11 protein-coding genes and 1 pseudogene are annotated in these 14959 nt (G+C 61.8%); 5 read left to right on the top strand and 7 right to left on the bottom strand.

All coding sequences use genetic code 11. The features are described 5' to 3' along the window. Positions 1-46 precede the first annotated feature (46 nt). The 5 genes from OKW35_RS41285 to OKW35_RS41305 all read right to left on the bottom strand — a co-directional run bounded on the left by OKW35_RS41285 (position 47) and on the right by OKW35_RS41305 (position 5618). Complete coding sequence (locus OKW35_RS41285; protein ID WP_429555052.1) at positions 47-1687, bottom strand: 3-(methylthio)propionyl-CoA ligase; 1641 nt, start codon at positions 1685-1687, stop codon at positions 47-49. Positions 1688-1914: 227 nt separating this feature from the next. After that, positions 1915-2757: an SDR family NAD(P)-dependent oxidoreductase gene (locus OKW35_RS41290; protein WP_429555053.1), complete on the bottom strand. Its 843-nt coding sequence runs from the start codon at positions 2755-2757 to the stop codon at positions 1915-1917. After that, positions 2757-4034, bottom strand: coding sequence for an MFS transporter (locus OKW35_RS41295; RefSeq protein WP_429406712.1), 1278 nt, complete (start codon positions 4032-4034; stop codon positions 2757-2759). The genes OKW35_RS41290 and OKW35_RS41295 overlap by 1 nt, the downstream gene beginning before the upstream one ends. 75 nt (positions 4035-4109) lie before the next feature. Continuing rightward, entirely contained in the window at positions 4110-5165 is a 1056-nt protein-coding gene (locus tag OKW35_RS41300) for a 3-keto-5-aminohexanoate cleavage protein (protein WP_429555054.1), read from the bottom strand. Between the two features lie 45 nt (positions 5166-5210). After that, positions 5211-5618 (bottom strand): carboxymuconolactone decarboxylase family protein, encoded by a 408-nt coding sequence (locus OKW35_RS41305; RefSeq protein ID WP_429555055.1) that lies wholly within the window; start codon positions 5616-5618, stop codon positions 5211-5213. Positions 5619-5762: 144 nt separating this feature from the next. Between OKW35_RS41305 and OKW35_RS41310 the strand changes: the two are divergent. After that, a pseudogene (locus OKW35_RS41310) lies at positions 5763-6798 on the top strand (AraC family transcriptional regulator). A gap of 241 nt (positions 6799-7039) precedes the next feature. Here OKW35_RS41310 and OKW35_RS41315 read toward each other — a convergent pair. Continuing rightward, entirely contained in the window at positions 7040-9445 is a 2406-nt protein-coding gene (locus OKW35_RS41315; RefSeq protein WP_429555056.1) for a filamentous hemagglutinin N-terminal domain-containing protein, read from the bottom strand. Positions 9446-9862: 417 nt separating this feature from the next. Here OKW35_RS41315 and OKW35_RS41320 point away from each other — a divergent pair, with 417 nt between their 5' ends. The 3 genes from OKW35_RS41320 to OKW35_RS41330 are packed head-to-tail and all read left to right on the top strand — an operon-like array spanning position 9863 to position 12751. Beyond that, positions 9863-10684 (top strand): ATP-binding cassette domain-containing protein, encoded by an 822-nt coding sequence (locus OKW35_RS41320; protein ID WP_221307813.1) that lies wholly within the window; start codon positions 9863-9865, stop codon positions 10682-10684. After that, positions 10677-11717 (top strand): ABC transporter permease, encoded by a 1041-nt coding sequence (locus OKW35_RS41325; protein ID WP_311734821.1) that lies wholly within the window; start codon positions 10677-10679, stop codon positions 11715-11717. The genes OKW35_RS41320 and OKW35_RS41325 overlap by 8 nt, the downstream gene beginning before the upstream one ends. A 29-nt stretch (positions 11718-11746) precedes the next feature. Then, positions 11747-12751: a substrate-binding domain-containing protein gene (locus OKW35_RS41330; protein ID WP_184070111.1), complete on the top strand. Its 1005-nt coding sequence runs from the start codon at positions 11747-11749 to the stop codon at positions 12749-12751. A 56-nt stretch (positions 12752-12807) separates the two neighbouring features. On the opposite strand, the gene OKW35_RS41335 is transcribed toward OKW35_RS41330, so the two are convergent. Beyond that, positions 12808-14247, bottom strand: coding sequence for a DEAD/DEAH box helicase (locus OKW35_RS41335; protein ID WP_429555057.1), 1440 nt, complete (start codon positions 14245-14247; stop codon positions 12808-12810). Between the two features lie 92 nt (positions 14248-14339). Here OKW35_RS41335 and OKW35_RS41340 point away from each other — a divergent pair, with 92 nt between their 5' ends. Then, positions 14340-14948, top strand: a complete 609-nt coding sequence (locus OKW35_RS41340) for a TetR/AcrR family transcriptional regulator (protein WP_429356938.1) — start codon at positions 14340-14342, stop codon at positions 14946-14948. The last annotated feature ends 11 nt before the right edge of the window (positions 14949-14959 follow it).

Below are 14959 nucleotides of genomic sequence, written 5' to 3' on the forward strand. Positions count from 1 at the left end.
TTCAAGACGTACGTTCAATACTCAACACGCCAGGCCACCTGCTTCCTTAAGTCGGCAACAGATAGTCCTGAAACGCTTCGCGCAGCTGGTTCTTCAGCACCTTGCCGGTAGCGCCGAGCGGCACCGCATCGACAAATACGACTGCATCCGGCGTCCACCATTTCGCGATCTTTCCTTCGAAGAACGCCAGCAATTCTTCGGCTGTCACCTGTGCACCGGGCTGTTTCACGGCGACAAGCAATGGCCGCTCGTCCCACTTCATATGCTTCGCCGCAATGCAGGCCGCGCTCGCTATCGCGGGATGCGCGGCTGCGAGGTTCTCGATCTCGATCGAGCTGATCCACTCGCCGCCGGACTTGATCACGTCCTTGCTGCGATCGGTGATCTGCATGAAGCCGTCGGCGTCGATGGTCGCGATATCGCCGGTCGGGAACCAGCCATGCGCGTCGGCATCGATCCGCAGCGGGTTGCCACCTTCATTGCGGAAGTAGTTGCGCACCACCCATGGGCCACGCACCAGCAGATCGCCCGAGCTCACGCCGTCCCATGGCAGTTCCTGGCCGTTCTCATCGAGGATCTTCATATCGACGCCAAATACCGCGCGCCCCTGTTTGGATTGCAGGGCGCAACGGTCTTCCGGACCCAGTGCGAGGTGCCTTGCTTTCAACGCGCCGATGGTCCCGAGCGGACTCAGTTCGGTCATGCCCCATGCGTGCAGGACCTCGACGCCGTACCCATCCTGGAACGTGTGAAGCATTGCGGGCGGGCAGGCTGCGCCGCCAATGACGGTGCGCTTCAGGGTCGAGAAGTTCAGGCCACCTTGCTCGAGCCAGGTCAGCAGGCCTTGCCATACTGTCGGCACGCCAGCCGCGAAGGTGACCTGCTCGGCTTCGACGAGCTCGTAGAGCGCTTGGCCGTCCAACCCGGGGCCGGGGAAAACCAGCTTGGCCCCGACCATGCACGCGACATACGGAATGCCCCACGCATTGACATGGAACATCGGCACGACCGGCAGGATCACGTCGCGCGCCGAGCAGTTCAGCGCATCCGGCAGTGCCGCAGCGAACGTGTGAAGCAGCGACGAGCGATGCGAGTAGAGGACACCCTTCGGGTTGCCGGTGGTACCGGACGTGTAGCACAGCGCGCAGGCGGTATCCTCGTCAAAATTCGGCCACACGTAGGTCGACGAGCTGCGCTCGAGCAGATCTTCGTAGCACAGCAGGTTGGCAATGCCGGTATCCAGCGGCATATGCGCGCGATCGGTCATCGCGACAAACGCCTTGACAGTCTTGCAGCGGCCGGCAATGGCCTTGACCAGCGGCAGGAACGTCAGATCGAAGAACACGACCTGATCTTCCGCATGGTCGACGATGTAGGCGATCTGGTCTGCGTGCAGGCGCGGATTGATCGTATGCATCACTGCGCCCATGCCGGATATGCCGTAGTACAGCTCCATGTGGCGATAACCGTTCCAGGCGAGGGTGCCGACACGGTCGGACGGCCTGATGCCCAGACTCGTGAGCGCATTGGCCATCTGTCGCGCGCGCCGGTGACAGTCGCGGAAGGTGTAGCGATGGATGTCACCCTCTACCCGCCGCGACACGATCTCCGTATCCCCATGATGGCGATCGGCATGCACGATCAGCGAGGAAATCAGCAACTGCTTTTGCAGCATCAAACCGTTCATTTCGTCCGTCCATTCTTTAATGCAAAGTCACGAGCCGACATCGCCCGTGGCAGCATTCGAGCCATTGAGCGCCTGCGGTCGTTTACCGGTCAGTCGTCTTTTGTGAAAGACCGATCTCCAGAAACGCTCACAATCCTATTTGCACAACTGATTGTTATGGCTGATCCTGAAGAGGTCGATGCAAGGATTTGCAGGCGTGATCGCTTCAGGTCACGCGGCGCATCCGGTCATATCACTACGCCGCCATTCGGGCTGATCACCTGGCCGACCAGGTAGTGGTCGCCGGCCAGATAGGTCACCGTCGAGGCGTATTCCTTCATCGTGCCCAGGCGTCCGGCTGGCACCACTTGCCAGAACTGGTTGCGCTTTTCCTCACCGGCGGCCTCGAAGTATTCCGTGAATTCGGGAGTGGCCACACCCCCTGGCGCCATCGCGTTGACGAAGATATTGGCACCCGCGACTTCGGCTGCGACCGACTTCGTGAAGGCAACCACCGCGCCCTTGGTGGCGCTGTAGTGCGGGCTATGGGCGCTCATGGCCGAGATGCCCGCAATCGACGCGATGTTGATGATCCTGCCGTCGCGCTGCGGCTGCATCAGCCTGAGCGCTTCGCGGGTGCAGTAAAAGAGGCCGTGCACGTTGACGTCCCAGTAACGATGCCACTCCTCGTCGCTGATGCTGCTGGTGAAAGCCAGCGATTGCCGCTGCACGGGCGTGGTGAGATAGGCGTAATGCCTGTTGCGGCGTTCCGTATCGATCGGCGTGTTCGGCACGAGCGCGGCGTTGTTGACGAGAATGTGCAACGTCCCAAAACGTTCGACGATCGCGGCGAACAGGTTGGCGACTTCGCTGCTGGACGAGACGTCGCAGCGCAGCGCCAGACACGGTGCGCCGGCCGCTTCCACGGCAGCGCGCGTTTCTTCGAGAGCCGGCATGTCGATATCGCAGATCGCGACCCGTGCACCGGCGCGGGCCAGATCCACGGCGATGGCACCGCCCATCCCACGACCGGCACCGGTGACGAGGGCGACACGCCCTTCCAGATTCCGACGTTGGTCTTGCATTTCCATTACCTCGCAGGTTGTATGTTTTGCAGCGCGAGCGCACGCTGCCTGCGCGAGGCGCGCGCCGCGAGGGCGAAAAACAGCGCCGAACTGATCGTCAGCACGTCAGTGGCGATCAGGACACCCGTCAGCGGAGCGGTGGCGCCAGCCTTGATGAAATGGTCGGCGGCCATCCCGATGACCACGGTGCCGATGGCAAGGGCGAATACGTTGATCGAGAGCATCGTGAAACCGAAGATCGTCGAGCGCATCTTCTGGGGTGCCATGCTCATGATCGCCGCCGCCCCCGGGCCGTACACCGCCAGCGGCAGGAAGAATCCCGCGCACATGCCGATGTAGAACAGCGGCGAACTGACCGGGACGAAACGACAGGCCAGCATCAACGGCGCGCAGATCACGACAAGGAGCGCCATGAAGCTGGCGTGTCCGCCGCGCAGTTTGCTCGCCACACGATCGCCCATGACGCCACCCATCACCGCGCCCAGCGTGCCGAACACCAGTTGTAGCGCGCCGATCCTGGTGGCAATGCCAGCCGCGTTCATGCCGCGCTCGTTGACGAGCCACAACTGCGAGAAGGAAAAGCTGGCAAAAACGAGGTGGACCAGTACGAAACCAACGATCACGAAGCCCAGCGCACGGTTGCTGCCGACGGTGCGCAACACCGCGAGCGCCTGGGCTACGAACGGTGCGCCGCGTTCCTGCGGTGCGAGCTGGCTACGGTCTTCCTTGAGCAGCGCCAGCGGCAAGGCAACGGCGACGCCGACGATGCCAAGGACATAGAAAGTGGTCCGCCAGCCATGCGTGGCGCCAAAGCTGCCGGCGAGCAGGAAACTGCAGCCGACGCCCATGGGTATCCCCATGAAGAACAGCCCCATTGCCGTGCCTCGTCGCTTCTCCGAGAAGAGTTCAGCCAGCAGGGCCACCGCGGCAGGTACCAGCGCCGCCTCGCCGCTGGCAACGAAAAAGCGCGCCACCACCATCTGCTCAAAGCTCTGGGCATGGCCCGAGGCCAGCGTGCAGGCGCTCCAGATCAGCACGCCGGCGGCGATGACCCGGGTGCGGCTGAAGCGGTCCGCAAGGGTGCCCATGAACATCGCCATCACGCCGAAGCTCAGCACCCATACCGCGCCGACCAGAAAGCCGTATTGCGTGTTGCTGAGCGCCAGATCTTTAATGATCTGCGGCGAGAAACCGAGCAGCATATTGCGGTCGATGTGGGCCAGCAGGTGGATCACTAGTAGCGATGCCAGAACCGCAGAGGGGCTTTTCTTCCAGAACATCATCTGTCTCCATGCCTGAGAGGGTTCAGAGCGAGGCGGAACGCGATACGCTGCCGCGTTGCGCCCCGTTATCCCCGCTCAGGCGACCTTGCGTGCCGGCACGTCGCGCCGGCCGGGCGTGCGATTAGGGACCATGCGCAGGTTGTCCAGCGTCTCGTCGACCGAACCCCACTGGGTGCCGATCTGGTAGATGCGGTGGGCATCCTCGCCGCTCGCGATGTCGCGATTGAGCTCGCGCGCAATGCGCACCATCTGCTCGATCTGCTGCACTGAAGTCGCCCGTTCGCCGTTCGGGCCGAACAGCGTGTCTTCGATACCGACCCGTACATGCAAGCCCAGCGCAATCGCCAGCGTATTCATCGGCACCACGTTCCGGTTCAGCGTTTCGAACGTAAGCACCGCGCCCTCCGGGGTGCGGCGGGCAAACTCGATCATGTCGGCGGGATGCAACCCGGCCGCGCCGCCGCCAATTGCCACGTAATTGATATTCAGCGGACCGCTATACGCACCGTTGCGAATAAGACGCTCGACCGTTTCGAGTTGCGTCAGATTCCCCAGCATGAACTGCGGCTGGATGCCGTTGGCGACGAGACGCCTGATGTGTTCGACGTGCCATGAGGGATTGGACGGCACGATCATGTCGCGATAGGCAGCCTGCAGCGCCGGGTTCATGAGCGAGGTACCCGCGATGTCGGCCTCGGTCATCAACTCCATCACGTTCATCTGGCTGGTGTTGATTGCGACGGTGACCTGATCCGGACGGGGGTTCAACTCCGCGAGCATGTGACGTGTGTCATCGTTTTGCCATTGGGCCGCTTCGCCTTCATTCTCCGGCGCGAATGAGATCGAGCCGCCGACCTGCAGCACCATCTTCGGCACAGCATCGCGCAGACGGGCAAGCATGTCGTTGAACTTCGACAGACGCTTGCTGCCCTTGCCGTCCTCCTCGCGCACGTGCACGTGCAGCACGGTCGCGCCTGCGTTGTAGCAGTCGACGGCCTTCTGCACCTGCTCGTCCATCGTGACCGGGATATCGTCCGAATCGCCGGGGATCCATTGCGGCCCATAGGGCGCCACCTGGATCACGAGTTTTTCCTGGTTTTCAGGCAGCAGGGAGTCGTCCATGAAATGCATGGTCTGTGTTCCTCTTTGAAAATTAGTGAAGTGACTGCGCTGACGTCAGGCAACGGCCTGCGCAGCGTCGACGTTTGCCTTCCCGAAGTCGGCCAGTTCTTCCAGCAGGATCGGCGCGCCGAGACTGGAGGAATGAATGCCAAGGACGCTAACCGCCTGTAAGACCGCAGCGATTTCTTCCCTGGTGGCGCCCAGTTCGAGCGCGCGGCGGATGTGACGGCGTGTGCCCGGCGCATACATATGCGTGCAGGACGCGTCGACCGCGATGGCGAGGAACTCGAACACCTTCGGTTCCAGCACACCCGACATCACGGTGTGCATGCCCATCGCCATGAATTTCTCGGCCCAGACAGGATCGAGTTCTGCAATCGCATCCCAGGCGGGATTCCAGTTGCCGGTTGCGCGCAGCTGATCGCAGACCGGGGTCGCGCTGCGGCTCGTCTCATCGCTCATTGTTTCGCCTCCTCTCGAACTTCTCGAATTTCCGTACGCGTTGGTCATTACGCGTCTCTGGAGGCAAGTATCGGACTACTGGCAAATAGCGGTTTGACAAATTGAGGCAAAAAATTTACATTTTGATGCACGAGGGAAAACCATATGTCCTATCTGCTTCGCAGTGCCTCCCTGACCAGTTACGTCGAAGTGGCTCGATCGGTGGGCCTTGATCCTTACCAGCAGTTAAGTGATGCCGGCATTGACCGTTCCGCGTTGCTGAACCCCGACATCATGATTCCGGCCGAGGCAGTGGCGCGGTTGCTGGAAACCTCCGCCCGGCGCCGCTGCCGTCGAGGATTTCGCGCTGCGCATGGCCGAGACCCGCCACCTGTCCAACCTTGGCCCTCTCGGTTTTGCGATGCGGGAACAGCCGACGTTGCGCCGCGCCCTCGAATCGATGGCGCACTATCTGCGCCTGCAGAACGAAGCGGTGGTGATGCGCGTCGAGGAGACGGCAGGACTCGCCATCATCCGCGAAGACCTCATGGGCGGCATGCCTGGCTCGATGCGCCAGGCAACGGAGTTGATACTGGGCGTCCTGTACCGGACACTGGGCCTGGTGCTGGGCGCCGCCTGGAAGCCGCGCACCATCTGTCTCACGTACAGCGCTCCAGCCAGCCTCGCCATGCATGCGCGTGTATTTGGCGCGCCCGTTGAGTTCAACCAGGATTTCGACGGCATCGTGTGCCTCGCAGCGGATCTCGACGCCGCGATTCCAGCTTACGATCCGGTCATGGCGCAGCAGGTGCGCCAGTATCTGGATTCGATGCTGCTTCAGTCCAACGCAACCATGTCCGACAAGGTCAGGAAACTGGTCATTGCGCTTTTGCCGTCTGGCACCTGCTCGGCCGACCGGATCGCGCAGCATCTGGGCGTGGATCGCACGACCGTGAATCGCCACCTCGCCCGTCGGGGTGACAGCTTTCTGTCGATTGTCGATGCGGTGCGGGTTGAACAGGTGATGCGGTATGTCAGTAGCGGCGACCGGCCGCTGTCTGAAGTGGCCACGCTGGTAGGCTTCTCATCGCTGAGCGCGTTTTCCCGCTGGTTCAACGGCCGCTTCGGCTGCAGCGTTTCGACGTGGCGCCGCAAAAATGCACAACGAAGTACTGGGGCCCGCGATGCATCGCCTGGCTAGCCAGCGCGTTGGGCCGCTGATTCTCTACCCTTGCGCCCCAGTGCCAGCGATCGTGACTATCGTTTGCGATTGCGCCCATGCCGCACAGGGCATGGCCAGAAGGATGATCCAGGCAGACTGGATAAGCCTCGCGCGAATGGAGCAATTCATCGCCGACCTCCCGGAGTTGTCCCGCCCAAATGATTTTCACGACAGCATCTGCGTCGTGTCGAGTTCCACCCTGTCGACAAGCCTTCGCCATCTACTGATCCAGTTGCCACCGCAGCACGGGGTGCGTTGCTCCGGCGGGCATGGCCCATACCCCGCCAGGTCCGAAGTCGTATGTGGGACCGAAGCTGACGGGGTTGCTCATCTGAGCGGTGGTCAGGCCCTGGGCGTTGCCAACCTGGGCGCCATGAGCCACACTCACTACAGCGACGGTGGCGCCGGTCGTCTGTGTATTCCAGAACACGTCGCTGCTTATGGTCACTGGCCCGTAGTTGAAGCCCGCGATGCCACCTCCGCCTCCCTGCCCTTGAACGCTGCCAGTGGCAAATGATTGCTCAACACTGCTATATAGATTCACTCCCACTAGCGCTCCCGCGGCTGCATCAGTCGCGCTGACTGCACCCGTCGCGTACGACTGCGTGATCGTTCCTGCGTTTTGACCGGCCAGCCCGCCGGCATAGGCCGAAGTGCCCACAACGCTCCCCGATGCGAAAGACTGCCTGATGACTCCCCCGTTGTAGCCGACGAGTCCACCATCGGAGAAACCTTGAGACGACGACACGTCAGCATTGCTGGAGGACCGTGTGATAGTGCCATCGGACCAGCCGACGAGGCCGCCCGCCTCTTGAGCGTTCTCGACCGCGACCGTACCACTGGTGTGGACGGACGCAATGGTGCTGGTGTTGAGCCCAGTTTCCAACAGGCCGGCCAGAATCCCATAGTAGCCGGCGTTAGCCGTGCCACTGACCTCGCCTTGCACCGTCAGGTCGCGTACGACACCGCCAGATCCTATGGCGGAAAACAAACCTGCGCCCGGGTCGATGTCCGACGGTGATGCCTGAATCTTGAGGTTGGATATCGTATGGCCCATGCCATCGAACTGTCCGGTGAAAGGACTCGCTGGGAAAGCGCCAATCGGCGCATTGAACGTGCCCGACGGCGGCGTTGCATCCACGTCCTTGCCTAGCGCGTAGATGCCCGAAAGGTCCTGGTTGATTTTCTGGAGGTCGGCGAGCGAGTTGATAAGTTCATAGGCGGTCGACTGCGTGACGAGACCGCTGTCAGGTGGCGCCGTCCACGCCTGATTCAACAGAATGGTTCCCGCGCTGTAGTTGCCCCCGATGTCGTACAGCGCACTGACGATACCCGTGCTTGCCGACCAGTCGATGATGCCGTTATTCGCGATGCTGCCTCCATTGTCGCTGCCCGTTGCGTCAGCGCGCACGGTCAGATTGCCGGTACCGCGGTTCGCTATCGTCGTGCCCGTCGTCACTGAGACGTTGTGGTACGCGGCAAGCGTCAACGAAGCCGCTCCCTCCCAGATAAGGCTGGATGCAATGCTCAGGTCGCCCGTTGCGCCATTGACGCCCGTCGTCGTGACCGCGACCGATGTGCCCGAATTCAGGCTCTGCTGCAACGCCCGGGTGGCCGCACTATCGATTGTGAATGTGGGTGTCAACAGGTTCCATTGGCCCGCGTGAACGGCTGCATGCCTGCCGAATGCGAGTTGTGCCGCTTGCGTGTCGACCGTTCCGCCGCTGCCGTCGGCGTTGCTTGCGGCGACCTCGCCGAGTTGACTGACACGGCCGCCATCGGCGACGAGCCACACGTGACCGTCACGATCCGCCGTGCCCGTCGCGCGGATGCGCGTGCCGCCGCCAGCAAGCGCATAGACGTTCCCATCGGCGGCCTGCAGGCTGATCTGCGCGGCGTTTATGCGCCCTTTGTTGACCACGGTACCCTGGCCGCCCGTCTGCACGAACACCTGTCTGCTGCTGCCCGAATCCTGTAACAACACCTGTTCGCCTGCAGCCAGTTCGGCCGTACCGTTGGGCGCTGTGATAGTGCCCGCGTTGATCACGGCGTGTCGCGCAATCAGGAACACATCGCCGCTGCTCGAACTGATCTTGCCGAGGTTGATCACGCTTGCGTTCGGGTCGCCCGACAACGTGAGGGAACCACCGCCCTGCATGAACGCGTCGTTGCAGACATCGAGCGTTGACGCGACGAAACGGCCACCGGTGCTGATCACGCCCGATGGCCCCACGACGATGCCTTGCGGATTGATCACATACAGGCTGCCCGTCGCACTGAGCCTGCCGAAGATGGCGGACGGCGAGCCGCCCGTCACGCGGTTCAGCGTCGCGCCCGAGCCGTTGTCGAACGTCACGCTGTTGTTCCTGCTGATCGAAAAACTGTTCCACTCGATCACGCCGCGCGTCGAACCCGGTTGCGTGATCACGAGGCCGTTGGCCTGGCTTGCTATCGCGCCCGTGCCGGCCACGTAAGTGCCGCCTTGTGGAAGTTTGCCCGCCGCGAGCGTCGCATGGGCAAAGGACAGTCCGGTGAGCGCGCTGCCGATGACGAGCCACAGGCGTCCGGCTGACTGCCGACGACGCAGCGCGCGTCGCGTGCGCCGAGGTAGTTCTGGACCTGACATACACCCCCCTTTCCGCGTGGGGCGCGGAATGGCTGACGACGACCCGCAGAGCCGGCCTGAAACGCGTTAGTCGTAGTGTCTGAAGAATAGCCGCTGGAGTGGCGGATGCATGCCGATACCTCTGCTTTTTGCGCCTTTTTGACCGGGCGTTTGTGGCCGCTCGTCCTGTGGGGACCCTTCTGACGCGCTTCTTCTATCCCTCAGGTTGTGCGTTGTTCAAGTGCCCAGGACTAATATTTTCCCGATGAAATATAAGCGGTCTCGTAAGCGATTCTTGAACTGGACTCTAAGGCTTGCTAAATTTCAGGGACATTTCCAATGTAAGTTGATGCGGCGATCGATAAGCAAAGGGGAAAGATCTATGGCTGTCGTCGTTCACAACATCGCTGTGGGTCATTCGAGCTGGAGCGCGGCGTGATGCCGAACCAGGCAGCGCCCGGTACGTGCGCCTATCAGCATATCGTGCGCGCCCAAGGTATCAGCCTGTCCTACGGCAAGATACGGGCGCTTTCCGGCATCGATCTGGCCATTGGGCGGAACGAGATCGTCGGCCTGATCGGTGATAACGGCGCGGGTAAGTCGACGCTCATCAAGGTACTGACTGGTGTCGTGCGGCCGAGCACGGGCAAGCTGTTCATTCGGGACGAGGAGGTCGACTGGAACCGCTTTTCGGTGCGCGAGGCGCACCGACTGCGCTTCGAGACGGTCTATCAGGAAAAATCGCTGGGCGAGAAGCAGCCGCTGTGGCGTAATTTTTTTGTCGGCCGGCAGATCACCAACCGGTTCGGCTTCATCAAAGTTGCCGAACAGCGGCGCATTGCCAACGATATTTTGAAGCGCCAGCTCGGTTTCCGCGGCGTGGGGATCGACGCGGATTCGCTGATTGCGAAACTCTCCGGTGGCGAGCGCCAGGGCATCGCGATCGGACGGGCGATGTATTTCGACAGCGATCTGATCATTCTCGATGAACCAACGGTTGCGCTTGCCATTAGCGAGGTACGCAAGGTTCTCGACTTCGTCCGGTCGATCAAGGAGTCCGGCCGCGCCTGCATCTACATCGAACATAACCTCGCCCATGTGCACGAGCTCGCCGATCGGCTCGTCGTGCTCGATCGTGGCCGGATCGTCGCGGATATGAAGTCGGGTGAGATGAGCCTCGAGGAACTCACCCGGTTCTTGATTTCGCTACAGCAGAGCGGGCACGGGCCGGCGCTGGCTGCGGGGCAAGGACGTGAGTGATCCGATAAAAGACGAACAGCCGGCGCGGCTGGTGCGTTTTCGCCTGCCGGATTTTGCACGCATCGAGGGAGTGCCGAGCCTGGTCGTGTTCGCGTTGGTGGTCGGCCTGTTCATGGCAACCGCACCGCGCGTCTTTTTAGGCTGGCCAATCTACTTCTCCTTCCTGACCACCGTGCCACCGCTGGCGGTGTTGGCGATCGGGCTCACTCTGGTGGTTGCGGCGGGGGAAATTGATCTGTCCTTCCCCTCCGTGATGGCATTCTCGGGCTTCCTGTTCGCCTGGTGCGTGAACACCACCGGATCAGCCTGGTTAGCCGGGATCGCGGCATTGGCGGGCGGCGCGCTGGTCGGCGTGGTGAACGGGGTGCTGGTCGCGGTGGTCGGTGTGCCTTCGATCATCGTGACAATCGGCACGCAGTTCCTCTGGGCTGGGGTTGCTTCGATCCTGTCCGGCGGGCTCTCCAATGCGCTACAGGAGCTCGCCAACGGTTCAGCCTATGCAGTATTCGCGGGCACGTTGTTCGGTGTGATCCCGATGCAAGCGCTCTGGGCGCTCGGGCTCGCAGTGTTCATGTGGTTCATCCTCAATCGTCACCGTTTTGGCGAGCACCTGCTGTTCATCGGAGACAACCGAAACGTGGCGAAGGTCGTGGGCATCAATGTCGTGCGTGAGACGGTGAAATTGTTCACGCTGATGGGTGTGCTGGCCGGTTTCGCCACGGTGCTGCTCACGCTCGAGAATCTGAACTATTTTTCAACCCAGGGGCAGGGCTATCTGCTGCCGGCGCTGGCCGGCGTGTTCATCGGCGGAACCTCGGTGTTTGGTGGCACGGCGACGATCGTGGGTACCTTCTTCGGCACTTTCGTGATAGGCATGCTGGAGGCCGGAATCGTTGCGACAGGTATCGCCGGCTTCTGGGTACAGGCGATCGAAGGGGTGGTGTTCATCGTCGCTGTGACGCTGCATCTGTTGGTAGAGAATCCCGCCAAGCTGCGTGTGTTGCGCGAAAGATTCAGGCTTGGGGGGCGATAAAGCCGTTAAATCAGGAGAAAGGAGCAGAAATGATCAAGATCATGACGGGATCCCTCCTGGGGGCGAGTATTCTCGCGTTTGGCCTCGCGCAGACGGCCGGTGCCACTGAGCCGACCACGACGGGGCCGCTCGGCGCCGGTATGACAATGTATATGCAGATGGGCGGAAACCCTGGCGACGGCGCGACGCTGCCACGTCAGACCGGGGCTGCGGACGCGGGGCATGCCTTAGGCATCAAGGTGATCGAGCAGTTCTCGGCCTGGAGCCCGGAGACAATGCTTGCGCAGTTTCGCCAGGCGATGGCGGCGCATCCGACGTGCATCGGCATCATGGGCCATCCGGGCGATCCAGCCTTCGCGCCACTGATCAAGCAGGCGGTAGACCAGGGCATCATCGTTACCGTCGGCAACACGCCGCTACCCGAGAACCAGAAACTTTACGACGCGAAGGGCTTCGGCTACGCCGGCGTCGAACTCTACGTCGGCGGGCAGATCACCGCGCAGGCGATGCTCAACGCTGGGATCAAGAAGGGCGACGAGGCGCTGGAATACGGTGTGTTCAACGAGAGTGTGCGCAGTCAGTCTGACCGTGGCCTTGCCGAAACGCTGGAGAAGGCCGGCGTAAAGGTGACCAGGCTCAATATCTCACCTCAGGTGGATTCCGATTCATCGCTCGCCGTGCCGATCCTGGTCGCCTTTATCCAGGCGCACCCTAATCTGAAGGCGATTGGGACTCAGCACGGCGGTGTAACCGGGTTCATTCCGCAGGCGCTCCAGCAGGCTGGCAAGAAGCCGGGGCAAATCATCATTGGTGGCATCGATCTGGCACCGGCCACGATTTCGGGGCTGCAGAGCAAATACATTACCGCGACGCTCGACCAGCAACTTTATCTGCAAGGCTTCCTGCCGGTCACGCAATGCGTGCTCTCGGCTGCCTATCATTTCGCGGGACTGACCATCAACACCGGCGCAGGTGTCCAAACACCTGCGACGATCGACTCGCTCATTCCGTTGATCAAACGCGGAATCCGCTAAGGTCGGATGATGTGAGATGGAATGGCGTGTGCGTTGCCGTCACACACGGATCAGGGTTAGCGTTTGCCGCGACCACCAGCGGGTTTGCCAGCCGGCTTACGTGAACCCGCAACTGGCTTGCTGGCCGGTTTGCTGCGTGGCTTTTGCACGCTGAATGGGCTACCGCTGGACAAGCTTGTGCCTTTACCCGCGGCCACAGCGCGTTGCGCTGCAGGCTTGCGTTTGTTTTCGCCACTTTGCGGGCGCGGTTTTTTGCTGAGCACCTGCATGGCGCCCGGCGCAGCTTGCGGCACTTTGGGCTTCTTAGGCTTTTTGGGTTTCTTGATGATCTGGCCCGTCGCGCCAGTTTGCGGCACGCGGTGTTCGGCTTCAAAACCCGGCTCTTCTTCACGGCGCAGCGTTTGCCGGATCAGCGCTTCAATCGCGGCCAGTTGCGGGGCTTCATCGGCGCACACAAGGGACACCGCCACGCCGCTGGCGCCCGCTCGGCCGGTACGGCCAATACGGTGCACATAGTCTTGCGCCACGATCGGCAGATCAACGTTGATCACCAGCGGCAGATCGTCGATATCCAGCCCGCGCGCAGCCACATCGGTAGCGACCAGCATATGTACTTCGCCCGTCTTGAAGCGCTCCAGCGCACGCAGGCGCGCGGGTTGCGGTTTGTCGCCGTGGATGGTGTCGACCGCATAGCCCGCTTCATCCAGCATGGCCGCCAGGTAATCCACGCCATTGCGGGTTTTGACGAACACCAGCGCGTGCTTCCAGTCGTTCTCAGCCACGAGGTGCATGAAGAGGTCGGGCTTGTTCTTTTTATCCACCGGCACCACCCACTGCTTGATCTTACTGGCCGTGGCATTGGGCGGGCTGACGCTGATATTGACCGGGCCGCGCAGAATGCCCGCCGCCATGGCGCGGATCTCATCGGTAAACGTGGCAGAGAACAGCAGGGTCTGGCGCTGAGCGGGCAAGGCAGCGAAGACGGCGTTGAGCTCGCGCGCAAAGCCCAGATCCAGCATGCGGTCGGCTTCATCCAGCACCAGCGTTTGTACCTGATCAAACTGCACTGCGTTCTGGCGATGGAGATCTAGCAAACGGCCCGGCGTGGCGACGAGCAGATCCACGCCTTTGCGCAACTTCATCATCTGCGGGTTGATGCTCACACCGCCGTAGGCGGCCAGAAATCGTAAGTCGAGGCCTTTGCCGTAAGCGATAAAGCTTTGCAGCACTTGTTCGGCCAGTTCACGCGTGGGCACCAGCACCAGAACACGCGCGCGGTTGCTGGACACCGCCGGGCCCTGTTGCACCAGCCGTTGCAACAGCGGCAGCGCAAAACCCGCCGTTTTGCCAGTGCCGGTCTGTGCCGCGGCCATGACGTCCTTGCCACTGAGCACAGCAGGAATCGCCTTGGCCTGCACCGGCGTAGGTGTCTGGTAATTGAGGTCCTGCACATTGCGCAGCAAGGGATCGATCAGGCCAAGCGAGGCAAAAGACATTGGCGTATTCCGGGCTAAAGCCGCAATTCTAGCGGTTACCGCCTGAACCGTCGGTCTCTGGATGGCCCCTGCAAATCCCGCCGAAATGATATATGATGGTCGTCATGAAAAATCCATCCATCACCCGGAAGCCAGCCAGCCGCAAGGAAATCACGCACGAGCGCATCGTCGAGGTCGCCGCACGCGCGATTCGGCGCAGCGGCTACGACGGCACGGGCGTGGCTGACATCATGAAGGAGGCAGGTCTGACGCATGGCGGCTTCTATGCCCATTTCCCGTCGCGCGAGGTGCTGCTTGCCGAAGCCGCTGACCGCGCCGGAGCTGAATCCGTGGCGCTGTCGGAGCGTATCGCCGCGTCCGTGCCGCCGGAACAGGCGTTGCCGGCGATGATGCGCGCCTATCTGTCGAAGCAGCATTGCGAGAGCATCGAGACAGGTTGCCCGATCTCTGCCCTCGGCTCGGAGATGCCGCGCCAGGCGCCGGCCGTACGGCGCGCTGCCACCCGCCGCATCAAGGAGATGATCGATGTCGTTGCGCGCCAATTGCCCGATTGGGGTCAGCCAGGCGCGCACGAACAGGCGCTTTTGATGATCGCCACAATGGTTGGCACGATGGTGATGGCGCGTGCCGTCGACGACCCCAAACTATCGGAGAGTTTTCTTGAAGCGGCATTGAAAAAACTCGCACCGACTGATGCGTAAAAACGCCGGCC

It is taken from the genome of Paraburkholderia sp. MM5477-R1 (assembly GCF_050436385.1).
Classification (GTDB): domain Bacteria; phylum Pseudomonadota; class Gammaproteobacteria; order Burkholderiales; family Burkholderiaceae; genus Paraburkholderia; species Paraburkholderia tuberum.

What these genes read in the sequence shown, in the direction of transcription:
- OKW35_RS41285 (WP_429555052.1), bottom strand. Translation starts at nt 1,687, where the DNA reads ATGAACGGTTTGATGCTGCAAAAGCAGTTGCTGATTTCCTCGCTGATC.
- OKW35_RS41290 (WP_429555053.1), bottom strand. Translation starts at nt 2,757, where the DNA reads ATGGAAATGCAAGACCAACGTCGGAATCTGGAAGGGCGTGTCGCCCTC.
- OKW35_RS41295 (WP_429406712.1), bottom strand. Translation starts at nt 4,034, where the DNA reads ATGATGTTCTGGAAGAAAAGCCCCTCTGCGGTTCTGGCATCGCTACTA.
- OKW35_RS41300 (WP_429555054.1), bottom strand. Translation starts at nt 5,165, where the DNA reads ATGCATTTCATGGACGACTCCCTGCTGCCTGAAAACCAGGAAAAACTC.
- OKW35_RS41305 (WP_429555055.1), bottom strand. Translation starts at nt 5,618, where the DNA reads ATGAGCGATGAGACGAGCCGCAGCGCGACCCCGGTCTGCGATCAGCTG.
- OKW35_RS41315 (WP_429555056.1), bottom strand. Translation starts at nt 9,445, where the DNA reads ATGTCAGGTCCAGAACTACCTCGGCGCACGCGACGCGCGCTGCGTCGT.
- OKW35_RS41320 (WP_221307813.1), top strand. Translation starts at nt 9,863, where the DNA reads ATGCCGAACCAGGCAGCGCCCGGTACGTGCGCCTATCAGCATATCGTG.
- OKW35_RS41330 (WP_184070111.1), top strand. Translation starts at nt 11,747, where the DNA reads ATGATCAAGATCATGACGGGATCCCTCCTGGGGGCGAGTATTCTCGCG.
- OKW35_RS41335 (WP_429555057.1), bottom strand. Translation starts at nt 14,247, where the DNA reads ATGTCTTTTGCCTCGCTTGGCCTGATCGATCCCTTGCTGCGCAATGTG.
- OKW35_RS41340 (WP_429356938.1), top strand. Translation starts at nt 14,340, where the DNA reads ATGATGGTCGTCATGAAAAATCCATCCATCACCCGGAAGCCAGCCAGC.